Origin of the sequence: Streptomyces sp. NPDC024017, from assembly GCF_040638895.1 — a bacterium.
Lineage (GTDB): Bacteria > Actinomycetota > Actinomycetes > Streptomycetales > Streptomycetaceae > Streptomyces.
This window is the reverse complement of sequence record NZ_JBEZYZ010000001.1, coordinates 754,485-777,889: the sequence shown is the minus strand read 5'-3', so window position 1 is coordinate 777,889 and position 23,405 is coordinate 754,485. Positions and strand designations below refer to the sequence as shown.

The 23,405-nt window shown below is 72.2% G+C and carries 16 protein-coding genes; 8 read left to right on the top strand and 8 right to left on the bottom strand.

From position 1 onward, the window contains the following. Positions 1-5 precede the first annotated feature (5 nt). From AB0G20_RS03525 to AB0G20_RS03515, 3 genes are read right to left on the bottom strand one after another with little or no spacing between them, the layout of a single operon-like run. Entirely contained in the window at positions 6-956 is a 951-nt protein-coding gene (locus AB0G20_RS03525) for a hydroxymethylglutaryl-CoA lyase (RefSeq protein WP_361295120.1), read from the bottom strand. Continuing rightward, on the bottom strand, positions 953-2,869 hold the full coding sequence (locus AB0G20_RS03520) for an acetyl/propionyl/methylcrotonyl-CoA carboxylase subunit alpha (RefSeq protein WP_361295117.1): 1,917 nt from the start codon (positions 2,867-2,869) through the stop codon (positions 953-955). Before AB0G20_RS03520 ends, AB0G20_RS03525 begins: the two co-directional genes overlap by 4 nt. A 14-nt stretch (positions 2,870-2,883) precedes the next feature. Continuing rightward, positions 2,884-4,500, bottom strand: a complete 1,617-nt coding sequence (locus AB0G20_RS03515; protein ID WP_361295114.1) for a carboxyl transferase domain-containing protein — start codon at positions 4,498-4,500, stop codon at positions 2,884-2,886. 87 nt (positions 4,501-4,587) lie between these two features. Here AB0G20_RS03515 and AB0G20_RS03510 point away from each other — a divergent pair, with 87 nt between their 5' ends. The 3 genes from AB0G20_RS03510 to AB0G20_RS03500 all read left to right on the top strand — a co-directional run bounded on the left by AB0G20_RS03510 (position 4,588) and on the right by AB0G20_RS03500 (position 7,523). Then, on the top strand, positions 4,588-5,181 hold the full coding sequence (locus tag AB0G20_RS03510) for a TetR/AcrR family transcriptional regulator (RefSeq protein WP_361295111.1): 594 nt from the start codon (positions 4,588-4,590) through the stop codon (positions 5,179-5,181). 267 nt (positions 5,182-5,448) lie between these two features. Continuing rightward, positions 5,449-6,606, top strand: a complete 1,158-nt coding sequence (locus tag AB0G20_RS03505; RefSeq protein ID WP_184910826.1) for an acyl-CoA dehydrogenase family protein — start codon at positions 5,449-5,451, stop codon at positions 6,604-6,606. A 35-nt stretch (positions 6,607-6,641) separates the two neighbouring features. Beyond that, on the top strand, positions 6,642-7,523 hold the full coding sequence (locus AB0G20_RS03500) for an acyl-CoA thioesterase II (protein WP_361295107.1): 882 nt from the start codon (positions 6,642-6,644) through the stop codon (positions 7,521-7,523). Here AB0G20_RS03500 and AB0G20_RS03495 read toward each other — a convergent pair. Further along, positions 7,516-8,304, bottom strand: coding sequence for a phosphatase (locus tag AB0G20_RS03495; protein ID WP_361295104.1), 789 nt, complete (start codon positions 8,302-8,304; stop codon positions 7,516-7,518). The genes AB0G20_RS03500 and AB0G20_RS03495 overlap by 8 nt on opposite strands. Before the next feature lie 93 nt (positions 8,305-8,397). After that, entirely contained in the window at positions 8,398-10,401 is a 2,004-nt protein-coding gene (locus AB0G20_RS03490; RefSeq protein WP_361295101.1) for a PucR family transcriptional regulator ligand-binding domain-containing protein, read from the bottom strand. Between the two features lie 122 nt (positions 10,402-10,523). On the opposite strand from AB0G20_RS03490, the gene AB0G20_RS03485 reads away from it, so the two are divergent. From AB0G20_RS03485 to AB0G20_RS03475, 3 genes are read left to right on the top strand one after another with little or no spacing between them, the layout of a single operon-like run. Beyond that, a complete protein-coding gene (locus AB0G20_RS03485; RefSeq protein WP_361295098.1) occupies positions 10,524-11,987 on the top strand; it encodes a sodium:solute symporter in 1,464 nt (487 codons plus the stop codon). Positions 11,988-12,043: 56 nt separating this feature from the next. Continuing rightward, positions 12,044-13,012 (top strand): agmatinase, encoded by a 969-nt coding sequence (gene speB, locus AB0G20_RS03480; protein ID WP_093767229.1) that lies wholly within the window; start codon positions 12,044-12,046, stop codon positions 13,010-13,012. Further along, complete coding sequence (locus AB0G20_RS03475) at positions 13,009-14,694, top strand: thiamine pyrophosphate-binding protein (RefSeq protein ID WP_361295094.1); 1,686 nt, start codon at positions 13,009-13,011, stop codon at positions 14,692-14,694. The genes speB and AB0G20_RS03475 overlap by 4 nt, the downstream gene beginning before the upstream one ends. Positions 14,695-14,710: 16 nt before the next feature. On the opposite strand, the gene AB0G20_RS03470 is transcribed toward AB0G20_RS03475, so the two are convergent. The 3 genes from AB0G20_RS03470 to AB0G20_RS03460 all read right to left on the bottom strand — a co-directional run bounded on the left by AB0G20_RS03470 (position 14,711) and on the right by AB0G20_RS03460 (position 18,434). After that, on the bottom strand, positions 14,711-15,313 hold the full coding sequence (locus AB0G20_RS03470; RefSeq protein WP_361295091.1) for a hypothetical protein: 603 nt from the start codon (positions 15,311-15,313) through the stop codon (positions 14,711-14,713). 178 nt (positions 15,314-15,491) lie between these two features. Continuing rightward, entirely contained in the window at positions 15,492-16,094 is a 603-nt protein-coding gene (locus AB0G20_RS03465; RefSeq protein ID WP_361295088.1) for a hypothetical protein, read from the bottom strand. Between the two features lie 129 nt (positions 16,095-16,223). Further along, positions 16,224-18,434 (bottom strand): glycosyltransferase family 39 protein, encoded by a 2,211-nt coding sequence (locus AB0G20_RS03460; protein WP_361295085.1) that lies wholly within the window; start codon positions 18,432-18,434, stop codon positions 16,224-16,226. Between the two features lie 144 nt (positions 18,435-18,578). Here AB0G20_RS03460 and AB0G20_RS03455 point away from each other — a divergent pair, with 144 nt between their 5' ends. Together AB0G20_RS03455 and AB0G20_RS03450 are read left to right on the top strand one after the other, a co-directional pair. After that, on the top strand, positions 18,579-19,430 hold the full coding sequence (locus AB0G20_RS03455; protein ID WP_361295081.1) for a serine hydrolase: 852 nt from the start codon (positions 18,579-18,581) through the stop codon (positions 19,428-19,430). A 208-nt stretch (positions 19,431-19,638) separates the two neighbouring features. Further along, complete coding sequence (locus tag AB0G20_RS03450) at positions 19,639-23,367, top strand: ABC transporter ATP-binding protein (RefSeq protein WP_361295079.1); 3,729 nt, start codon at positions 19,639-19,641, stop codon at positions 23,365-23,367. Positions 23,368-23,405: the final 38 nt, after the last annotated feature.

The window sequence follows — 23,405 nt, the reverse complement described above, 5'->3', positions numbered from 1 at the left end:
GGTGATCACTGCTCCTCGGTGTCCTCGTGGGACAGAGCTCGGACGGTGCGGGACGGGCTCGGTCGGCCCAGGTGGGCGGCCATCCACGTGCTCGTGGCGACGAGGCGGCCGAGGTCGATTCCGGTGTCGATGCCGAGGCCCCGCAGCATCCACACGAGGTCTTCGGTGGCCAGGTTGCCCGTCGCCGACTTCGCGTACGGGCAGCCGCCCAGGCCGCCCGCCGAGGCGTCGACCGTGGTGACGCCCTGCTGGAGCGCCGCGAGCGTGTTGGCGAGGGCCTGGCCGTAGGTGTCGTGGAAGTGGACGCCGAGGGCGGTGGGCGGGACGCCCGCCTCGTCCAGGGCGGCGAGGAGCGCGACGACATGGCCGGGGGTCGCCACGCCGATCGTGTCGCCCAGGCTCAGCTCGTCGCAGCCCATGTCCAGCAGGGCCCGGCAGACCTTCACCACCCGGGGGACCGGGACCGCGCCCTCCCACGGGTCGCCGAAGCACATGGAGAGGTAGCCGCGGACATGGACGTCCTCGGACTTTGCGCGGCTCACCACCGGCTCGAACATCGCCAGTGCCTCGTCCACCGTGCGGTTGAGGTTGGCCTTCGCGAAGGACTCCGTGGCGCTGGCGAAGACCGCGACCCGACGGGCGCCCAGCGCCAGGGCGCGGTCCAGGCCGCGTTCGTTCGGGACCAGGACGGGGAGCTCCACCGGGAGGTCGCCGACCATCGGGAACAGCGCCTCCGCGTCCGCCAGTTGGGGGACCCACTTCGGGTGGACGAAGCTCGTCGCCTCGATCGTGGTCAGGCCCGCGTCGGCCAGGCGGCGGATGAAGCCCGCCTTGACCTCCGTGGGGACCGTCGCCTTCTCGTTCTGCAGGCCGTCGCGGGCGCCGACCTCGTGGATGCGGACGCGGGTGGGGAGGTCCCTGCTCGGGACGGCCATCGGGAGCCCTGGGACTGTCATTCCGCCGCCTCCTCGTGCGGTGCGATGACCGCCAGCACCTGGTCCATGGCGACCGTGGTGCCCGGTGCCACGTCCAGCTCGGTGACCTTGCCGGCGTGCGGCGCGGAGATGACGTGCTCCATCTTCATCGCCTCCACCACCAGCAGGCTCTGACCGGCGCTCACCTCGTCGCCCACGGCGACCTTGACGACCGTCACCGTGCCGGGCATCGGCGCGGTGAGGGAATCTGCGCCCGCGTGCGCCGACCGGGTCAGGGACGCGGCCACCGGGTCGTGGTCGCGGACGTGCCAGGCGTCGCCGTCGCGGCCGAGCCAGTCGGCGGCGCGGTGGAAGGTGTGCCGGACGCCGTCCAGGGTCACCGCGACCCGGTCGCCGGTGACTGTGGCCGTGCCGCGCGGGGTGTACTCCAGGGCCTCCTGCACCCGCAGGTGGAAGGCGGCCGGTTTCGGTTCGCCGCCCAGGCGCCAGCCGCTCGGCACCGAGAAGGGGTCCGTCCAGCCGCCCCGCTCCGGCTGCAGGGCTTCCAGGCGTACGGCCGCCGCCGCCTCGTACACCTCCTCCGGTACGTCCGTGGGGACCAGTCCCTCCACCTCGCGCTCGACCAGGCCCGTGTCCATGTCGCCGGAGACCACGGCAGGGTGGGCGAGCAGCCGGCGCAGGAACCCGGCGTTCGTCTGCACGCCGAGCGTGACCGTCTCGGCCAGGGCGGCGCGGAGTTTGCGCAGGGCGGTCGCGCGGTCGGGGCCGTACGCGATGACCTTGGAGAGCATCGGGTCGTAGAGGCTGCCGACCTCCGTGCCCTCGGTGAGGCCCGAGTCGGTGCGGATGCCGTCGCCCTGCGGCTCGCGCAGCCTGAGGACCGTGCCCCCGGAGGGGAGGAAGCCGCGGGCCGGGTCCTCGGCGCAGATGCGGGCCTCCACCGCGTGGCCGGTCAGCCGTACGTCCTGCTGGGTGAAGCCGAGAGGCTCCCCGGCCGCCACCCGCAGCTGCCACTCGACCAGGTCCAAGCCGGTGATCAGCTCGGTGACCGGGTGCTCCACCTGGAGGCGGGTGTTCATCTCCATGAAGTAGTACGACGACGGGTCGGTGCCGGGGACGATGAACTCCACCGTGCCGGCGCCCCGGTAGCCGCAGGAACGGGCCGCCTGGACCGCCGCCTCGCCCATCGCGGAGCGCGTCTCCTCGTCGAGGAGCACGCTCGGCGCCTCCTCGATGATCTTCTGGTGGCGGCGCTGGAGGGAGCACTCGCGCTCCCCGAGGTGGACCACGTTCCCGTGGCCGTCGGCCAGGACCTGGATCTCGATGTGGCGGGGGCGGTCGATCCAGCGCTCCACGAGGAGCGTGTCGTCGCCGAAGGAGGCGCGGGCCTCACGGCGGGCCGAGGCGATCTCGTCCTCCAGCCGGGTCAGGTCCCGCACCAGGCGCATGCCCTTGCCGCCGCCGCCCGCGCTGGGCTTCAGCAGCACCGGCGCGCCCAATTCGCGGGCCGCGTCGGCCAGATCCGGGTCGCGCCCGCCGGGCACGACCGGCACCCCGGCACCCTGGACCGTCTCCTTGGCGCGGATCTTGTCGCCCATCAGCGCGATCGCGTCCGCCGGAGGGCCGATGAAGACCAGGCCCGCCTCGGCGCACGCGCGCGCGAAGGCGGCGTTCTCCGCGAGGAAGCCGTAGCCCGGGTGGACGGCCTGCGCGCCCGAGCGGGCCGCCGCCTCCAGCAGGCGCTCCACCGACAGGTAACTCTCGGACGCGGGAGCCGGGCCGATCCGCACCGCCGTGTCCGCCTCGCGGACATGCCGGGCGTCGGCGTCCGCGTCGGAGAAGACGGCCACCGAGCGCACGCCCATCGACCGCAGCGTGCGGATCACCCGTACGGCGATCTCGCCCCGGTTGGCCACCAGTACTGTCTCGAACATCGTCGTCCGTCCCCTCACATCCGGAAGACGCCGAACTGGGGGTCACCCAGGGGCGCGTTGGCGCACGCGGTCAGGGCCAGGCCCAGGACCTGACGGGTGTCCAGCGGGTCGATGACACCGTCGTCCCAGAGACGGGCCGAGGCGTAGTAGGCGTTGCCCTGGCGCTCGTACTGGGCGCGGATCGGGGCCTTGAAGGCGTCCTCGTCCTCGGCCGCCCAGGACTCGCCGCGCCCCTCCAACTGGTCCCGCTTGACGGTCGCGAGGACCGAGGCGGCCTGCTCGCCGCCCATGACCGAGATCTTGGCGTTCGGCCACATCCACAGGAAGCGGGGGGAGTACGCCCTGCCGCACATGGAGTAGTTGCCCGCGCCGTACGAGCCGCCGACCACGACCGTCAGCTTCGGTACGCGGGTGCAGGCCACCGCCGTGACCATCTTGGCGCCGTGCTTGGCGATGCCGCCCGCCTCGTAGTCCTTGCCGACCATGAAGCCCGAGATGTTCTGCAGGAACACCAGCGGGATGCCGCGCTGGTCGCACAGCTCGATGAAGTGGGCGCCCTTCTGGGCGGACTCGGAGAACAGGATGCCGTTGTTGGCGACGATGCCCACCGGGTGGCCGTGGATCCGGGCGAAGCCCGTGACCAGGGTCTGGCCGAACTCGGACTTGAACTCGGCGAAGCGGGAGCCGTCGACGACCCGGGCGATGATCTCGCGCACGTCGTAGGGGGTGCGGGAGTCGACCGGGACGGCGCCGTAGAGGCTGTGCGGGTCGACCTTGGGTTCCGTCGCCTCCGTGACCTCCCAGGGGAGCGTCCCGCGCGCGGGGAGGGTGGAGACGATGGTGCGGACGATGCGCAGGGCGTGCGCGTCGTTCTCCGCGAGGTGGTCGGTGACACCCGAGATGCGGGAGTGGACCTCGCCGCCGCCGAGCTCCTCCGCCGTGACGACCTCGCCGGTGGCCGCCTTCACCAGGGGCGGGCCGCCCAGGAAGATGGTGCCCTGGTTGCGGACGATCACCGCCTCGTCGCTCATCGCCGGGACGTACGCCCCGCCGGCCGTGCACGAGCCGAGGACGGCGGCGATCTGGGGGATGCCGGCGCCGGACATGCGGGCCTGGTTGTAGAAGATGCGGCCGAAGTGGTCGCGGTCCGGGAAGACCTCGTCCTGCATGGGGAGGAAGGCGCCGCCGGAGTCCACCAGGTAGACGCAGGGGAGGCGGTTGTCGAGGGCGACCTCCTGGGCGCGGAGGTGCTTCTTGACCGTCATCGGGTAGTAGGTGCCGCCCTTGACCGTGGCGTCGTTGGCGATGACCACCGTCTCGCGGCCGCTGACCCGGCCGATGCCGGCGATGACGCCGGCGGCCGGGGCCTGGCCCTCGTACATCCCGTCGGCCGCGAGCGGGGCCAGCTCCAGGAACGGCGAGCCCGGGTCGAGGAGGGTGTCCACGCGGTCGCGGGGGAGCAGCTTGCCGCGCGCGGTGTGGCGGGCGCGGGCCTTCTCGCCGCCGCCCTGTGCGGCCGCGGCGAGCTTGGTGCGCAGCTCCTCGACGAGGGCGTGGTGCGCCTCCTCGTTGGCCCGAAAGGCCTCCGACGCGGGGTCTGCCGCGCTCGTGAGCTCCGGTGCCTCGTGCATCCTGCGGGTCCCCTCACCTTGTTAATGAGCGTTAACGCATTTCCTTCAGGTTAACGACCGCTAACCTCCCTGTCTAGAATTGTTTTCATGGCCACCAGAACCGATGCCCCCACCCGCCGTGAGCAGATCCTCAAGGAGGCCGCGCGGCTGTTCGCCGAGCGGGGCTTCCACGGGGTCGGAGTCGACGAGATAGGTGCCGCGGTCGGGATCAGCGGGCCCGGGCTGTACCGGCACTTCGCGGGCAAGGACGCGATGCTCGCGGAGCTGCTGGTGGGGATCAGCGGGCAGTTGCTGACCGGGGCGAAGCGGAGGCTGGCGGAGGCGGACGGGGGTGGTGCGGAGGCGGTCCTCGACTCGTTGATCGAGGGGCATATCGACTTCGCGCTCGACGACCGGCCTCTGATCACCCTGCACGACCGGGAGCTGGATCGCCTCCGGGACACCGACCGGAAGATGGTGCGGCAGCTGCAGCGGCAGTACGTGGAGTTGTGGGTCGGGGTGGTGCGGGAGGTGTACCCGGAGCTCGGGGAGCCCGCGGCGCGGTCGGCTGTGCACTCGGTGTTCGGGTTGCTGAACTCGACGCCGCATCTGGGGAGGGCGGGGTCGTTGCCCGGCCGGGGGGCTACGGCGGAGCTGCTGCACCGGATGGCCAGGGGGGCGTTCGCGGCGGCTGGGGTCTAGGGGCCTGTGCCCACTCACCCGCCCGGAGCTGCCGGCCGGGAGGCCGGACCCGCCCCGGGGCTATGCCCCGGGCCTGGGCGGGGGTGCCCCCACCCCTGAACCCCGCCAAGGCGTCGAGTGAGAGAGAGCAGGGTGAAGCCACGCCGCGGTGCAGGAAGGGGTGGCGTGATGAGCGTTACCCCGCCCCCACCCTGGACGCGTCTCGATACTGGCCGGTATCTTTGGCTGAGCAAGCGCTTAGACATGCGAAGTCGTGGAGGTGGCGGCGTGCGCCGTACGGTGTTCAACGAGGATCACGAGGCGTTCCGGGAGACCATCCGCGCCTTCATCGAGGCCGAGGTCGTACCCGTCTACGACGAGTGGTTCGCGGCGGGCCAGGCGCCCCGCGACTTCTACTACAAGCTCGGTGAGCTGGGCATCTTCGGCATCAACGTGCCCGAGGAGTTCGGCGGCGCGGGCCTGGAGAGCCACAAGTTCGAGGCCGTGATGTACGAGGAGACCGCTCGCGCCGGTGTCCAGTTCGGCGGCTCCGGTGTGCACGTGCTGCTCGCCCTGCCCTACATCAAGATGCTCGCCACCGACGAGCAGAAGAAGCGGTTCCTGCCCAAGTTCGTCTCCGGCGAGGAGATGTGGGCCATCGCGATGACGGAGCCGGGCACCGGTTCCGACCTCGCGGGCATGAAGTCCACCGCCAAGCTCTCCGAGGACGGCACGCACTACGTCCTCAACGGTGCCAAGACCTTCATCACCGGCGGCGTGCACGCCGACCGTGTGATCGTCTGCGCCCGCACCTCCGCCCCGACCGCCGAGGACCGCCGCCACGGCATCTCCCTCTTCGCCGTGGACACCAAGTCCGAGGGCTACTCCGTCGGCCGCAAGCTCGACAAGCTCGGCCTGAAGACCTCCGACACCGCCGAGCTGGCGTTCGTCGACGTCAAGGTGCCCGTCGAGGACCTCCTCGGCGAGGAGAACAAGGGCTTCTACTACCTGGGCCACAACCTGGCCTCCGAGCGCTGGGGCATCGCCTTCGGCGCCTACGCCCAGGCCAAGGCCGCGGTCCGGTTCGCCAAGCAGTACGTGCAGGAGCGCACCGTCTTCGGCAAGCCCGTCGCGCACTTCCAGAACACCAAGTTCGAGCTCGCGGCCTGCCAGGCCGAGGTGGACGCCGCCGAGGCCGTCGCCGACCGCGCGACCGAGGCCCTGGACGCCGGTGAGCTCACCCCCGCCGAGGCCGCCTCCGCGAAGCTGTTCTGCACCGAGGTCGCCCACCGCGTCATCGACCGCTGCCTCCAGCTGCACGGCGGCTACGGCTACATGAACGAGTACCCGATCGCCCGCCTGTACGCGGACAACCGCGTCAACCGCATCTACGGCGGCACCAGCGAGATCATGAAGTCGATCATCGCGAAGGACATGGGGCTGTAAGCCGACCGCAATCAGTGGCCGGTACAACAGTTCCCATGAGTCAGGCACTTCAGGACCTCCTCGATCTGCTCGACCTCGAGCAGATCGAGGAGGACATCTTCCGCGGCCGGTCCCGGTCCGCCGTCGTCCCCCGGGTCTTCGGCGGCCAGGTCGCGGCGCAGGCGCTCGTCGCCGCGGGGCGCACGGTCCCCGAGGACCGGCCCGCGCACTCGCTGCACGCGTACTTCCTGCGCCCCGGCGACCCCGGCGCGCCCATCGTCTACACCGTCGACCGGATCCGCGACGGCCGTTCCTTCACCACCCGCCGGGTGGTCGCCGTCCAGCACGGCAAGCCGATCTTCCACCTCTCGGCGTCCTTCCAGACGTACGAGGACGGGCTGGATCACCAGGAACCGATGCCCGCCTCGCCCGATCCCGTGACCCTCCCGACCGGTGAGGAGCGGCTGCGCGGGTACGGGCACCTCGACCCCGTCGTGGTGGAGAAGTTCATCGAGGCCCGCGCCGCCGTCGATCTGCGGTACGTCGACGAGCCGCCGTACGGCACGTTCGGTGAGCCGCGCGAGCCGCACTCGCAGGTCTGGTTCCGCACCAACGGCAAGCTCGCCGACGACCCGCTGCTGCACGTCGTCCTCGCCACGTACGTCTCCGACATGACGCTGCTCGACTCCGTACTGCTCGCGCACGGGCGCGGCGGCTGGGCCGTCGGGGACGTCGTAGGAGCCTCGCTCGACCACGCGATGTGGTTCCACCGGCCGTTCCGCGCCGACGAGTGGCTGCTGTACGACCAGGAGTCCCCGTCCGCGTACGGCGGCCGGGGACTGGGGCAGGCCCGGATCTACACGCAGGACGGGCGGCTGGCCATCACCGTGATCCAGGAGGGCGTGGTCCGCGTCCCGCGCGAGCCGGACCCTAGCTGAGGCCCGCCTCCGCGAGCAGGTACGCCGTCATCGGGTCGTAGTGGCGGGGGCTGACCACGTGGTCGTCGAGCGGCACCGTCACCTGCACGGTGCCCTCGGCCTCGGCGATGAACAGGGCCGGGTCGTTGCAGTCGGCGAAGCCGACGGAGTCGACGCCGTGCTGCCCCGCGTAGCCCGCCCAGCCGTGGTCGGCGACGACCAGGTCGGGCAGCGGGCGGCCCTCCCGCTCCAGGCCCTTCAGGATCGCCTTCATCGGTTCGCCCGAGTGGGTGTGCCACAGGGTGGCGCCGTGCTCCAGCACCGCCACGTCCGCGAACTGCATGACGTAGCCCTCCTCCGTCGTCAGCCCCTCCGGGATGACGACGATCTCGCAGCCGGCCGTGCGCAGCGCCGACGCGGTCGCGCGGTGCACGTCGAGGAGGCCGCCGGGGTGGCCGGTGGCGAAGAGGACGCGCTGCTGCCCGTCCGCCGCCTTGCGCAGCCGCCCGGCCATCCGCTCCAGACCGTCGACGGTCAGCTCCGGGTCGATGGTGTCCTGGCCGTACCGGTACTCGGGGTCGTCGTTCACACCGACCCGCTCCGCCATCACCGCGAGGACGTCCTGCTCGTCGCTCCAGCGGTCGCCGAGTTCCAGCCCGAACCAGTAGTGACGGTCGCTGTTCGCCAGCTTGCGGTAGTGGGAGAGGTTGTTCTCGCGGGGGGTGGCGACGTCGCCCGCGATGCGCGTCCTGACGAGGTGTTCGACGAGTTCGGCGCGGCTGGGTGTCCCGGATATCGGCATGGTTCCCATTGTGAGGCAGCCGACTGTGGGCGTCCCTGGCGTATCGAACGCTGGGATGTGCGTCACGTACTCAGCGGGACACCGCTCACATACTCAGATGTGCCGCAGCGCGAACCAGAGTTCCATCCGTACGTCCGGGTCGTCGAGGTCCGTCTCCAGCAGGGTCGCGCAGCGGGCGATGCGCTGGCGGACGGTGTTGCGGTGCACGGACAGGGCGACGGCCGTGCGGTCCCAGCTGCCGTGCAGGGACAGCCAGGTGCGCAGGGTCTCGGTGAGCGCGGGGTGGGCCGTGACGGCCACGAGGAGGGCGCGGGCGTGGGCCGCCGCCTCGCCGGGCGGAACCAGGTCGGCGAGGGCGGGGCGTGCGTTGTGCCTCAGCAGCGGGGCGCGGGTGGCGCGGGCCCGGGCCAGGGCGCGGGCGGCCTGGGTGTCGGCGGCGGGCCAGTCGTGCGGGGCGACGGCGGCGCTGACGCCCAGGGTCCAGCCGGGAGGCGGGGCGGCCGGTGCCCGGTCGGCCGGGACCAGGACGCGTACGGCGTCTCCCGCCGGGTCGACCAGGGCGGACCCGAGCGCGGCGCCCAGCGCGGAGGCCGCGACGGGGTCGGGGGCGCCCTCCCCGTCCGGCCGGGCGTGCACGACGACCCACGGCCCGTCGCCGAGCAGCGACGCGACCTCCTCGGGCGGCGCGCCCAGCAGCAGCCGCACCAGTGCGGAGGAACGGGCGGCGCCGGTGCCGCTCTGCTGCTCGCCGGTGAGCAGCGACAGCAGCACGGCCGCGACGGAGGCGACGGTGTGGTCGCCCTGGGCCCGCTGCGGGGTGGCGACCCCGAGCACGAACCCGTGGCCGGCGCCCAGGCTGTAGGCGGCGAGGTGGAGACCGCCGGTGGAGTCGGTGGCGGACGTGGGAGCCACGCGGGAGCGGTCCACTCCGTGCTCGGCCGACCGCGCGCCGGCCGCAGCGCCCGCACGCGAGCCCGGCTGTGGTGCGGGATTCGCCGGGGGCGTGGGTCGGTCAGGCCATGCTGCGGTTCCGGGCTCGGTCGGCCGTGTCCCGGCGGCAGCGCCCGCGCGTGAGCCCGTCTGTCGTGCCGCGTTCGCCGGGGGCGTGGGTCGGTCCGGTCGTGCCGTGGCTCCCGGCTCGGTCGGCCGTGTCCCGGTCGCACCCGCGCGCGAGCTCGTCTGCGGTGTCGCGCCGACGCGCGCGGCGGAGCCCGTCTGTCGTGCCGCGTTCGCCGGGGGCGTGGGTCGGTCCGGCCATGCCGCGGTTCCGTGCTCGGCCGACCGTGCCCCGGCCGCAGCGCCCGCGCGCGAGCCCGGCTGCGGTGCGGGGTTCGCCGGGGGCGTGGGTCGGTCCTGTCGTGCCGTGGCTCCGGGCTCGGCCGACCGTGTCCCGGTTGCGCCCGCGCGCGAGTTCGTCCGCGGTGCCGCGCCCGTCGGCGGTGTCGGACGTTCCGGCCGCACCACCCCCGCCAACCGTGCCAGCGCCCCGCGTGGCTCCTCCCCGGGCTCCCGCCCCGCCCCCGCGATCTCCGCGCCCTCCGGCCCGTACAGCACCGCCCACCCGCCCAGCCGCTGTGCGAGTTGGCGGAGCACCGACGGGACCGGGTCGGGGCGGGACGCGGCGGCGGCGAGGCTCTGCTGGGCCTCGGTCACGCGGCGCAGTTCGGCCAGGCGAGCCTGGGCCATCAGCTGCCAGACGGCGCGGGCCACGCCCGAGAAGGTGGTCTGGGGCGGCACCTCCAGCAGGGGCAGGCCGTGCGAGGCGCAGGCCGCGACCAGTGCCTCCGGCACCGTGTCGTGCACCGGAGCCACCCCGAAGCCCAGGGCCGCGCCGCCCGCCGCCACGATCCGGGAGACGTAGTCGTCGAAGTACGCGGTCCCCGAGCCCGCCGCCTCCGGGATGTGCACGCCCGCCGTGAGCAGCAGTTCGCCGCCCAGCAGATACGGATACGGGTCCGCCATCTCCGAGGTGTGCACCCAGTGGACGGCGACGCCCTCGGCGGACGGCCCCGCGATCTGCCGCAGCGCCAGGTCCTCCCGGGCCAGCAGGGCGGGCAGCCCCACCGGCGGAGTGGGCGGGACCGCCGGGTCCGGCATGGTGTGCGTTCCCTCCATCCGATGCCAGCGCGAATGGATGAAACGTACACTTCGCAGTCGCTTTCAGGCCACCTAAGGTCAGTCCTCGTCACCCGCCGGCGAGACCGATCGAAGGAGGCCCCGTGGCCGTCGACTACACCGTCATCGTCGTGTACCTGGCCGGCATGCTGGCCATGGGCTGGTGGGGCATGCGCCGCGCCCGCTCCAAGAGCGAGTTCCTCGTGGCCGGCCGCCGCCTCGGCCCGGCCATGTACTCCGGCACCATGGCGGCGATCGTCCTCGGCGGCGCCTCCACCATCGGCGGTGTGGGCCTGGGCTACCAGTACGGCCTGTCCGGCGCCTGGATGGTGTTCACCATCGGCCTCGGCCTGCTCGCCCTGTCCGTCTTCTTCTCCGCCCGCATCGCCCGGCTGAAGGTCTACACCGTCTCCGAGATGCTCGACCTGCGCTACGGCGGCGGTCGCGCCGGGATCATCTCCGGTGTCGTCATGTGGGCGTACACGCTGATGCTCGCGGTCACCTCGACCATCGCGTACGCGACGATCTTCGACGTCCTGTTCGACATGCACCGCACGGTCGCGATCGTCCTCGGCGGCTCGATCGTCGTCGCGTACTCCACCCTCGGCGGCATGTGGTCGATCACGCTGACCGACATGGTGCAGTTCGTCGTGAAGACCATCGGCGTGCTGCTTCTGCTGCTGCCCATCGCCGTCGTGAAGGCCGGCGGGTTCAGCGAGATGAAGGCGCAGCTGCCCACCGAGTACTTCGACCCGCTCGGCATCGGCGGCGAGACGATCTTCACCTACGTGCTGATCTACACCTTCGGCATGCTCATCGGACAGGACATCTGGCAGCGCGTCTTCACCGCCCGCAGCGACAGGACCGCCAAGTGGGGCGGCACCGTCGCCGGCACCTACTGCCTCGCCTACGCCCTCGCCGGTGCGGTCATCGGTACCGCGGCCAAGGTGCTGTACCCGAAGCTCGGCAGCCCCGACGACGCCTTCGCGACCATCGTCAAGGACGAACTGCCCGTCGGTGTGCGCGGGCTGGTGCTCGCCGCCGCCCTCGCCGCCGTGATGTCGACGTCCTCCGGCGCGCTGATCGCCTGTGCCACCGTCGCCAACAACGACATCTGGTCCCGGCTGCGGGGCCTGGGCAAGGCGCCCGCGGCGGACCATGACGAGGTGAAGGGCAACCGTGCCTTCATCCTGCTCATGGGCCTCGCGGTCATCGCCACGGCCATCGCGATCGACAACGTCGTGGAGGCCCTGACCGTCGCCTACAACCTCCTCGTCGGCGGACTGCTGGTGCCGATCCTCGGCGGACTGGTGTGGAAGCGGGGCACGGTCCACGGCGCCCTCGCCTCGGTCGTGGTCGGCGGACTCGCGGTCATCGTGCTGATGGCGACGTACGGCATCCTCGCCAACGAGCCCGTCTACTACGGTCTGCTCGCCTCGCTCGCCGCCTATCTGGTCGTCTCCCTGGCCACCCCCGCCACCGACGCCGCCGTCCTCACCGCCTGGCGCGAGCGGCTGGCCGGGCGATCCACCGAACTCGCGTCCGAACCGGTCCCGGCTCCCCAGTAGAGTCGTAGAGCAAGCAGTACATACGCGATGAAGCGTAGGAAAGAAGGCATTTCTTCATGAGCAGCAACGAGACTCCGCGCGGGCCCGTCGACTCCTCCCGCGTTCCGCGGTACGCGGGGCCGGCGACCTTCGCCCGCCTGCCCCGGCTGGACGAGGTCGGCCGGGCCGATGTCGCGGTGGTGGGCGTGCCGTTCGACTCGGGCGTCTCGTACCGGCCGGGCGCCCGCTTCGGCGGCAACGCGATCCGTGAGGCGTCCCGGCTGCTGCGCCCGTACAACCCCGCGCAGGACGCCTCGCCCTTCGCTCTCGCGCAGGTCGCGGACGGCGGCGACATCGCCGTGAACCCGTTCAACATCAACGAGGCCGTAGAGACCGTCGAGGCCGCCGCGGACGACCTGCTCGGCACCGGCGCCCGCCTGATGACCCTCGGCGGCGACCACACCATCGCGCTGCCCCTGCTGCGCTCGGTCGCGAAGAAGCACGGCCCGGTCGCCCTGCTGCACTTCGACGCCCACCTCGACACCTGGGACACCTACTTCGGCGCCGAGTACACGCACGGCACGCCGTTCCGCCGCGCGGTCGAGGAGGGCATCCTCGACACCGAGGCGCTGTCCCACGTCGGCACCCGCGGCCCGCTCTACGGCAAGCAGGACCTGACCGACGACGAGAAGATGGGCTTCGGCATCGTCACCTCGGCGGACGTCTACCGGCGCGGTGCCGACGAGGTCGCCGACCAGCTCCGCCAGCGCATCGGCGACCGGCCGCTGTACATCTCCATCGACATCGACTGCCTCGACCCGGCCCACGCCCCGGGCACCGGCACCCCCGAGGCCGGCGGCATGACCTCCCGCGAACTGCTGGAGATCCTGCGCGGCCTGGCATCCTGCAACCTGGTGTCGGCCGATGTCGTCGAGGTGGCCCCCGCGTACGACCACGCGGAGATCACGTCGGTGGCGGCCTCCCACACCGCGTACGAACTGACCACGATCATGTCCCGCCAGATTGCCGAGGCCCGCGCGAAGTGACTCACGACCACGACCTGGTGCTCCGTCCGACGCCCGCCCAGACGGAGGCCGCCCTGAACCCTCCTCCCGGCCGCAGCGGCGGAGACCTGGTCGTGGAGACGCTGGCCGGGCTGGGTGCGACGACCGTCTTCGGTCTGCCCGGCCAGCACGCCCTCGGCATGTTCGACGCGCTGCGCCGCTCGGACCTGAGGTACATCGGCCTGCGGGTGGAGAACAACGCCGGGTTCGCGGCGGACGCCTACGGCCGGATCACCGGTGAGGCCGCGCCGCTGCTGCTGTCGACGGGGCCGGGCGCCCTGACCTCCCTGGCCGCTCTCCAGGAGGCGGCGGCGGCCTCCGCGCCCGTGCTGGCGATCAGCAGCCAGATCCCGACGGCGGGCCTCGGCGGCGGCCGGCACGGCTACCTCCATGAACTCCCGGACCAGGCCGCCTCGTTCCGGGGCGTGGTCAAGTCCGTCCACACCGTCCGCACCCAGTCACAGATCCCCTCCGCGATCGAGGCGGCCTGGAAGTCGGCGCTGACCGCCCCGCACGGCCCGGTGTGGGTGGAGATCCCGCAGGACGTGCTGCTCGCGCGGACGGCGATCCCGGTCGTCACGGGCGGCGACGCCTTCCCCGAGGAGCTGCCGCCGCGCCCCGAACTGACCGCCGTGGCCGCCGACCTGCTGTCGAAGGCCGCCCGTCCGGCGATCATCGCGGGCGGGGGAGTGGTCCGGGCGGACGCCTCCGGCAAGCTGAAGCAGCTGGCGGAGAGGCTCCAGGCGCCGGTCGTCACCACGCCCGGCGGCAAGGGCGCGTTCCCCTGGACGCACCCGCTGTCGCTCCAGTCGTGGATCGAGGACCGGCACACCACCGACTTCCTGGAGGACGCCGACGTCCTCCTGGTCGTCGGCTCGGGCCTCGGCGAACTGTCCTCCAACTACCACACGTTCAAGCCCCGCGGCCGGGTCGTCCAGATCGAGGCCGACCTCGGCAAGCTGGAGTCCAACCACCCGGCGCTGGGGATCCACGCGGACGCGCGGCTGGCGTTGCAGGCCCTGCTGGAGACGGTGTCGCCGCGCGAGGACGCGACGGCGGCGGACCGGGTCCGGGAGGTGCTCGCGAAGGTCGCCGACCGTATCGGGTCCCAGGAACTCACCCTGGAACAGGACGTGCTGGCGTCCGTCCGCAGGGCTCTCCCCGCGAGCTCCCCGTCCTTCTGGGACATGACGATCCTCGCGTACTGGGCCTGGTCGGCCTTCGACGCCAAGGGTCCCAACCACATGCACTCCGCCCAGGGGGCCGGCGGCCTCGGCTACGCCTTCCCGGCGGCGCTGGGCGCGGCGGCGGCCGACCCGACCCAGCCGGTCCTCGCCGTCTCCGGCGACGGCGGGGCCCTGTACTCCATCGCCGAGCTGGCGACGGCCCGCCAGTACGACCTGAACGTCACGTGGCTGATCGTGGACGACGGGGGCTACGGCATCCTGCGCGAGTACATGACCGACGCGTTCGGCGAGGCGACCGCGACGGAACTGACCCGGCCCGACTACGTGGCGCTGGCGGAGTCCTTCGGTGTCCCCGGGGTCCGGACGACCCCGGAGAGCCTGGAGCAGGACCTCGCCAAGGCGCTTCAGGCGCCCGGGCCCTCGGTGGTCCTGCTCCCGGCCGTGCTGCGGATGTTCGCGCCGACGCACCTGGGGTGAGCGTCGGCCGGACCGGTCAGAGACCGTCGCGGACCATCGCGGCGACGATGTGGACGTGGCGGTCGGCCGCCGTGCCCGACCACTCGTTGTCGTAGTTCAGTCCGTAGGGCCAGAAGTGACCGCCGCCGGTGGAGATCTTGGCGCCGGAGCCGTCGTACTGCCTGACGAGGGCGGTGGCCTGCCCGCCGGTCCAGGTGCCGCTGCCGCCGAGGCGGGACCAGCCCGGGCTGGTCCCCACGCCGATGGTGTGGGAGATCTCGTGCAGGGCCGTCCGCTCGTTCATGTAGCTGCGGTTGCTGCCGAAGCGGATGGTGCCGTTGATGTTGCCGTCGGCGGTGGGGACGCCCGGCTCGTAGCGGACGGTGAGGGTCTTGCCCAGGTCGCTGAGGTTGTTGTAGCGGGCGACCGCCGCGTTCATGGCCTGGGTGATGAGGTCGTAGGCCGAGCGCTGGTCCGCGGTGGGGTTGCTCGCGCGGATGAGGGACCAGGTGATGGTGGCCGCCGCGGCGCGTTCCCGGGCGGGGGCGGGCGGAGCCTGGGGAGTGGCGGCCTGGGCGACGCCGGGGCCGGCCAGCAGCGCGGCGGCCAGGGCGGCCACGAGTGCCTTGCGTGGACTCATGTACGGATCCTCCTGTGGGGGGTGGTCGTCACGAAGCTTGCGAAACTTCGCACGACGTTCGGGATCTCGGACAAGCGCCATCGTCGTCCCGTAAAGCCCTTGTGTGACACGGCAGTTGGCGCGCTGTCGACCGCAAGTATCCCGGTGGGAAAAGCGGCGTCAAGAGTTCCGGCAGAGGTCAGTGGAACCAGAAGAGCAACGTGTCAGGATTCATCCCGTGCTCGCGGGCGCTTTCCCATTCCTCCGCCTCGAACCGCATGACCTCGGCGAACCGGCGGGCCGGGCCGCGGAATTCGGGATCCAGACGGCCGAGGACGGACCCGTAGGCATCGGCCAGGTCGGCGGCCCGGTGGGCCGGCAGGGTGCCGATCGCGGGCACCGCGTCGCCGGGGTGGGGCAGCCGCAGCGGCGGGCCGCTGAACAGGAACGTGCCCGGGAGCAGGTCGGACGGTACGCCGTGCCGGGCCAGTTCGTCGTCCATGGCGTAGAACCACGTCGGGCGGCGCCAGGCGCCGAGGTCCGTGGGGTCGGAGAAGTGCGCCGCCACAGCCTGGTAGAAGGCGTAGCTGTACGAGGGGCAGAGGTCGGTGCTCGGGGTGCCGTCGATCAGCTCGTCCAAGGCCTGGGTGATGGAGACGTCGAGGTCGATGCCCTGCTCCCGGAAGCGGACGTCGGTCCGCTCGCACTCCGTGCGCACCCGGGCGAGCGTGCGCTCCTGCTGCTCGGTCCGCTCCACCGCCGTGAGCAGCCGCACCACCGTTCTCATGTCGCCGGTGCTCATCTCGAGGCAGTAGCCCACCGCTGCGTTCCCTTCACCCGTCCGCCGGACACCGGTCTCCATGATCGGGGACGCGGGAACGGCCCCGGACCGAGGGGTCGGGGCCGTTCGCCGGTGCGCGGTCGGGTTGGGTCAGCTGACGTCGGACGCGTCCAGCCGGTAGACGACCGACTGACCGGATTGTGACGAGGAGCCGGAGCCGGAGGCGGAGTCCGCACTCGTGCTGTTGCTGTAGTCGCTCTCCTTCACCGCCGTGCCGTGCTTCTGCACCCACGCCGTGACCTCGGAGCTGACGGTGGAGCCGCCGCCCGGGCCGCCTCCCATGCCTCCGCCGAGCTGGATGTAGTGCAGTTCACCCTTCTTCACCAGCTCCTTGAGCTTGGCGAGCGTCATCGCCTTGTCACTGCCGGACCAGCCCCACATGGAGATGACGGGCTCCCCGCTGCTCAGGATGAGCTGGGCGGCGCCCTGCGAACTCGACACCGCCAGCAGCCACTTGGCGCCGTCCTGGTGCTTCTTCAGGTACGCGATCAGCTCGCTGCTCGCGCCGCCCGTGCCGCCACCGCCGGGGCCGCCCCGCATGCCACCGGACCGACTGCCCGTACCACCGGACCGGCCGGTGCCGGAGCCGTCCTCGGAGGACGTGCCGCCGCTGCCGTTCGGGGGCGTGCCCCCAGGGGCGCCCCACCCTTCGGGAGCCTGCCCGCTCTGCCCGCCGGACGGCACCCCGCCCCCGGGGAAGCCGCCCCCCGCCTGGGCGTTGCCGCCCTGCCCGTCTCCCCCACCGGGACCACCCGAGCCCCCGCCCGGGAACCCCCGGCCACCACCGCCCCCGCCGAAGCCGCTGCCGGTGGTCGGTCCTGCGGTCGGGTTCGTACCGCTCATGCCGCCGCTCGCTCCCGACGACGGAACGGACCAGGCGTACGCCGCCGGACCCGCCACCGCCGCGACGACCGCGGCCGCCACCGACACCGCCAGCAGCCGTAGCCGCAGCCCCGAGGCGCCGGAGCGGAAGACGAACAGGCCCACCACGGCCAGCGCCATGACGACCAGGACGGCAGGCCACAGCCAGGTGTTCCAGCCGGAGGCCCGCCGCAGCAGCACCGCGGCCCAGACGGCCGTGACGCCCAGCGCCAGCGGCAGCACCCACACCCACCGCCGGTCCGCGCGGAAGGCCCGCAGCAGCAGCACCCCGCCGCCTGCGCACAGTGCCGCGATGCCCGGGGCGAGCGCGGTCGTGTAGTACGGGTGCATGGTGCCCTCGGCCAGGGCGAAGGTCAGGTAGTGCAGCACGGTCCAGCCGCCCCACAGCACCAGCGCGGCCCGGGTGAGGTCCGTGCGCGCGGTACGGCCGCACAGCGCCAGGCCGCCGACGAGCGCGATGCCCGCGAAGGGGATCAGCCAGGAGATCTGGCCGCCGAGGACGTCGTTGAACATCCGGCCGAGGCCCGCGGTGCCGGAGAAGCCGCCGCCCCCGCCGCCACCGCCGTTGCCCTCGCCGCCGAGGATCCGGCCGAGGCCGTTGTAGCCCATGATCAGGTTCCAGGCGGTGCCGTCCGTCGAACCGCCGATGTACGGCCGCTCCGAGGCCGGGACCAGTGACACGGCCGCCGCCCACCAGAAGCTGGAGACGGCCAGCGCCACCCCGGCGAGGACCAGGTTGACGATCCGCTTCACCACCGCCGGCTTCGCCGCGTACAGATAGACCACGAACACGGCGGGCAGCGCGATGTAGCCCTGCAGCATCTTGGTGTTGAAGGCGAGCCCGAAGCAGGCCGCCGAGCCGAGCAGCGGCAGCAGCCGGCCGTCGCGCGTCGCGCGCAGGGCGAGTGCCGCACCGGCCACCATCAGGAACACCAGCAGCGTGTCCGGGTTGTTGTCCCGGTTGATGGCGACCGTGATCGGGGTGAGGGCCAGCACGAGGGCCGCCACGGCCGCCGCCGCGTGCCCGAACACCCGCTTCACGGAGGAGTGCAGGATCCAGATCGTCGCCAGCGCCGCCGCGATCATCGGCGCCATCATCTGCCAGGTGCCGTAGCCGAAGACCCGGCAGGACAGGCCCATGACCATCAGCGCGAGCGGCGGCTTGTCGACGGTGAGGAAGTTGCCGGCGTCCAACGAGCCGAAGAACCAGGCCTTCCAGCTCTCCGTGCCGCTCAGCACGGCGGCGCTGTAGAAGCTGTTGAGGCCGGAGCTCGACAGGTTCCAGGAGTAGAGCACCGCCGCCAGGGCGAGGATCGCGAGCAGCGCGGGGAGGGACCAACGCGGCGCGGTGGCGGCGTCCTGGGGCGGGGCCGGAGGGCGCTCGGCGGCGCGGAGCTGGGTTTCGGTGGCAGATGTCACACGAGCATGGTGGACAGCCCCGGTTGGAGGCCGCTGTGCCGGAACTGGCCGCCGCCTGTGAAACCGGGCGGCTCCCGATAACGACTCGTACAAGCCTTCGCCGCCCGTGCAACCATTCGCCCGTGCCCGCGAGTCAAGGGGTGCATGACTTCTGGGATATCCCGCCGCGCGAGAGTGCTGGCGGCGGCTGTGGGTACGGGCGTCCTCGTGCCGCTCGTCGCTGCCGCCACGCCCGCCGCCGCTGCCACTCCGGCCGTGACCTGCACGTCCGCCAAGGCCGGGCTCGCCGCCAAGCTGAAGAAGGACATCACCGCCGCGCTCGCCACCCGCAAGGGCACGGTCGCCGTCGGCCTCTACGACCGCAGTACCAACACGACCTGCACCCTGCGCGCGAGCTCCGCCTACGACTCGGCCAGCGTCGTCAAGGTCACCGTCCTCGCCACGCTGCTGTGGGACGCGAAGAAGACGAACCGGTATCTCACCGACCGCGAGCACACCCTCGCCAAGGCGATGATCACCAAGTCGGACAACGCGGCGACCACCACCCTGTGGAAGCAGCTCGGCATGACGAAGATCAAAGGCTTCCTCACCGCCGCCGGCATGACGCAGACCAAGCCCGGCGCGAACGGCTACTGGGGCCTCACCCAGATCACCGTCACCGACGAGCAGAAGCTGCTGAAGCTCCTCACCGCCAAGAACGCGGTCCTGAGCGACAACTCCCGCGCCTACATCCTCAAGCTGATGAGCCAGGTCGTCTCGTCCCAGCGCTGGGGCACCCCGTACGGAGTGCCCTCAGGCGTCACCGTGGCCGTCAAGAACGGCTGGCTGCAACGCTCCACGAACGGATGGCGGGTGCACAGCGTCGGCGCCTTCAAGGGCGGCGGCCACGACTACGTGATGACCGTGCTGTCCCACGGCAACAGCACGATGAACTACGGCATCGCCACCATCCAGGCCGTGGCCAAGGTCATCCACAAGGATCTGGCGGCGAGCTGAGGGGGCCTGGCCGAGATCCAGGAACCTCCTGACGAAGGCGAGCAGGGTGAAGAGCACGGGGGGGGGGAAGGTCACCCGGCGTCCGTCCCGGTCACCGGGAGTGACGGCATCAGGCCGTCCACCCACGGAATCCGTTACGGCGGGATGAAATCCGCCCCCGCGCACGTTTGTGCCTTCCGGCAGCTCAAGGCGACTGGAAGGCACCGGCGTGACACCGAAACGGGGATGGGCACGACGACTGTGGGCCTACGCATGGCGCCACCCGAAGGACGTCGTACTCGCCCTCGGCTCCTCACTGGCCGGCATGGCCGTCATGGCCCTCGTCCCGCTGGTCACCAAGGTGATCATCGACGACGTCATCAGCGACCACACCAGGGACATGACCACCTGGGCCGGCCTCCTCGTGGCCGCCGCGCTCGTCGTCTACGTCCTGACCTACATCCGCCGCTACTACGGCGGCCGCCTCGCCCTCGACGTCCAGCACGACCTGCGGACCGAGATGTACGGCACGATCACCCGGCTCGACGGCCGCCGCCAGGACGAGCTGTCCACCGGCCAGGTGATCGGCCGGGCGACCAGTGACCTCCAGCTGATCCAGGGCCTGCTCTTCATGCTCCCGATGACCATCGGGAACTTCCTGCTGTTCCTGATCTCCCTGGTGATCATGGCGTCGCTGTCCTGGCCGCTCACCCTGGTCGCCGTGGCCGTCGCGCCCGCCATCTGGTGGATCGCCAAGCGCAGCCGCACCCGGTTGCACCCCTCCACCTGGTACGCCCAGGCCCAGGCCGCCGCCGTCGCGGGCGTGGTCGACGGCGCCGTCAGCGGCGTACGCGTGGTGAAGGGCTTCGGGCAGGAGGAGCAGGAGACCGGCAAGCTCAGGGAGGTCGGCCGCCGGCTGTTCGCGGGCCGGCTGCGCACCATCCGCCTGAACTCCGTCTACACCCCGGCCCTCCAGGCCGTCCCCGCCCTCGGCCAGGTCGCGATGCTGGCCCTCGGCGGCTGGCTGGCGGTGCGCGGGCACATCACGCTCGGCACGTTCGTCGCCTTCTCCACCTACCTCGCCCAGCTCGTCGGCCCGGTCCGCATGCTCGCCGTGGTCCTCACCGTGGGCCAGCAGGCCCGCGCCGGCACCGAGCGCGTCCTGGAGCTGATCGACACCGAGCCGTCGATCGAGGACGGCCGCAAGGACCTGCCCGCCGACGCCCCCGCGACGGTCGAGTTCGACGACGTCTCCTTCGGTTACGACGACGACCGCAACGTCCTCGACGGCCTGTCCTTCGACATCCGTCCCGGCGAGACCCTCGCCGTCGTCGGTTCCTCCGGCTCCGGCAAGTCCACCGTCTCCCTCCTCCTGCCGCGCTTCTACGACGTCACCCGCGGGGCCGTCCTGATCGGCGGGCACGACGTGCGGGAGCTGAGCCTCCAGTCGCTGCGGGCGGCGATCGGGCTGGTCCCGGAGGACTCGTTCCTCTTCTCCGACACGGTCCGCAGCAACATCGCCTACGGCCGCCCGGACGCGACCCAGGAGGAGATCGAGAAGGCGGCCCGCGCCGCCCAGGCGGACCGTTTCATCAGGGAGCTGCCCGAGGGCTACGACACCACGGTCGGTGAGCACGGCCTCACCCTCTCCGGCGGCCAGCGCCAGCGCGTCGCCCTCGCCCGCGCGATCCTCACCGACCCGCGCCTGCTGGTCCTGGACGACGCCACCTCCGCCGTGGACGCGAGGGTCGAGCACGAGATCCACGAGGCCCTCAAGAGCGTCATGCGGGGCCGTACGACCCTGCTGATCGCCCACCGCCGCTCCACCCTGAACCTCGCCGACCGCATCGCCGTCCTGGACGGCGGCCGCCTCGCCGACATCGGCACCCACGAGGAACTCCAGCGGCGCTCCGCCCTCTACCGGCGCCTGCTCACCGACCCGGACGAGCTGGGCGCCGTCTCCCCGGGGCACACCCAGCCGGCCTGCCCCCAGGAGGACACCTCCGTCCGGGACGAGCTGGACGCCGAGTTCGACGCCGAGCGCGGGGTCACCCCACGGTTGTGGAGCGGCGACCGCGAGCGCAAGGACCTCGCCCTCACCGAGAGCCCCGCCACCCCCGAGCTGCTCGCCCAGGTAGAGGCACTGCCCCCGGCCACCGACGTCCCCGACATCGACGAGTCGCGCGCCGTCCAGCCGGAGGAGTCCTACGGCCTGCGCCGGCTGCTGCGCGGCTTCGGGCTGCCGCTGCTGGTCAGCCTCGCCCTGGTCGCCACCGACGCGGGCATGGGCCTGCTGCTGCCCGTGCTGATCCGGCACGGCATCGACTCGGGCGTCACCCAGGCCGCGCTCGGCGCCGTGTGGGCGGCGGCCCTGCTCGGGCTGCTGACGGTGGCGGTGCAGTGGGCCGCCCAGGTGGGCGAGACCCGGATGACCGGGCGTACCGGCGAGCGGGTCCTGTACTCGCTCCGGCTGAAGATCTTCTCCCAGCTCCAGCGCCTCGGGCTGGACTACTACGAGCGTGAGCTGACCGGGCGGATCATGACCCGGATGACGACCGACGTCGACGCGCTGTCGACGTTCCTCCAGACGGGCCTGGTCACGGCCTTCGTCTCGGTCGTCACCTTCTTCGGGATCATGGTCGCGCTGCTGGTGATCGACGTGGAGCTCGCGCTGGTCGTCTTCGCGACGCTGCCGCCGCTGATCATCGCCACGTACTTCTTCCGCCGGGCGAGCGTGAAGGCCTACGAACTGGCCCGCGAACGCGTGTCGGTGGTCAACGCCGACCTGCAGGAGTCGGTGTCCGGGCTGCGGATCGTGCAGGCCTTCCGGCGCGAGCGGGACGGCGGGCGGCGGTTCGCCGAGCGCAGCGACAGCTACCGCCAGGCCCGCATCCGGGGCCAGTGGCTGATCTCGGTGTACTTCCCGTTCGTGCAGTTCCTGTCGTCGGTGGCCGCGGCGGCCGTGCTGATCGTGGGTGGGGCCCGGGTCGACGACGGGACCCTGGCGATCGGCTCGCTGGTGGCGTACCTGCTCTACATCGACCTGTTCTTCGCGCCCGTGCAGCAGCTGTCCCAGGTCTTCGACGGCTACCAGCAGGCGTCCGTCTCGCTGGGCCGCATCCAGGAGCTGCTCCAGGAGCCGACGTCGACGAAGTCCGCCGACGAACCCCGCGAAGTGCTGTCCCTGCGTGGCGAGATCGCCTTCGAGGACGTGCACTTCGCATACGGTGCCGCCGGTGAGGGGGAGGCGGCCCTCGGCGGGGTCGACCTGCGCATCCCGGCCGGGCAGACCGTCGCCTTCGTCGGCGAGACCGGCGCGGGCAAGTCGACCCTCGTCAAGCTCGTGGCCCGCTTCTACGACCCCACCGGCGGCCGGGTCACCGTCGACGGCACCGATCTGCGCGCCCTCGACCTCACCTCGTACCGGCACCGTCTGGGCGTCGTCCCGCAGGAGGCGTACCTCTTCCAGGGCACCGTCCGCGACGCCATCGCCTACGGCCGCCCGGACGCCACCGACGCCGAGGTCGAGGCGGCGGCCCGCGCGGTCGGCGCGCACGACATGATCGCCACGTTGGAGGGCGGCTACCTCCACGAGGTCGCCGAGCGCGGCCGCAACCTGTCCGCCGGGCAGCGTCAGCTGATCGCGCTGGCCCGCGCCGAGCTGGTCGACCCGGACGTCCTGCTGCTCGACGAGGCCACGGCCGCCCTGGACCTGGCCACGGAGGCCCAGGTCAACCAGGCCACCGACCGCCTGGCAGGCCGCCGCACGACGCTCGTCGTGGCCCACCGCCTCACCACCGCCGCGCGCGCCGACCGGGTCGTCGTCATGGACCACGGCCGGGTGGCCGAGGACGGCACGCACGAGGAGCTGCTCGCCCGCGGCGGCCGGTACGCGGAGCTGTGGCGGACGTTCATCGGCGCCGCCGAGCCGGAGGAGCCGGTCGGCGCGTCCCGCTGACGGCGTCGGCGCGCGGCGCTTTCGTAACGCTCGTGCAA

Excerpts from the sequence above, each read along its gene's own strand:
- AB0G20_RS03490 (WP_361295101.1), bottom strand. The coding sequence starts at position 10,401 with ATGCCGGACCCGGCGGTCCCGCCCACTCCGCCGGTGGGGCTGCCCGCC.
- AB0G20_RS03520 (WP_361295117.1), bottom strand. The coding sequence starts at position 2,869 with ATGTTCGAGACAGTACTGGTGGCCAACCGGGGCGAGATCGCCGTACGG.
- AB0G20_RS03495 (WP_361295104.1), bottom strand. The coding sequence starts at position 8,304 with ATGCCGATATCCGGGACACCCAGCCGCGCCGAACTCGTCGAACACCTC.
- AB0G20_RS03515 (WP_361295114.1), bottom strand. The coding sequence starts at position 4,500 with ATGCACGAGGCACCGGAGCTCACGAGCGCGGCAGACCCCGCGTCGGAG.
- speB (WP_093767229.1), top strand. The coding sequence starts at position 12,044 with ATGAGCAGCAACGAGACTCCGCGCGGGCCCGTCGACTCCTCCCGCGTT.
- AB0G20_RS03500 (WP_361295107.1), top strand. The coding sequence starts at position 6,642 with ATGAGTCAGGCACTTCAGGACCTCCTCGATCTGCTCGACCTCGAGCAG.
- AB0G20_RS03455 (WP_361295081.1), top strand. The coding sequence starts at position 18,579 with ATGACTTCTGGGATATCCCGCCGCGCGAGAGTGCTGGCGGCGGCTGTG.
- AB0G20_RS03525 (WP_361295120.1), bottom strand. The coding sequence starts at position 956 with ATGACAGTCCCAGGGCTCCCGATGGCCGTCCCGAGCAGGGACCTCCCC.
- AB0G20_RS03465 (WP_361295088.1), bottom strand. The coding sequence starts at position 16,094 with ATGAGCACCGGCGACATGAGAACGGTGGTGCGGCTGCTCACGGCGGTG.
- AB0G20_RS03470 (WP_361295091.1), bottom strand. The coding sequence starts at position 15,313 with ATGAGTCCACGCAAGGCACTCGTGGCCGCCCTGGCCGCCGCGCTGCTG.
- AB0G20_RS03510 (WP_361295111.1), top strand. The coding sequence starts at position 4,588 with ATGGCCACCAGAACCGATGCCCCCACCCGCCGTGAGCAGATCCTCAAG.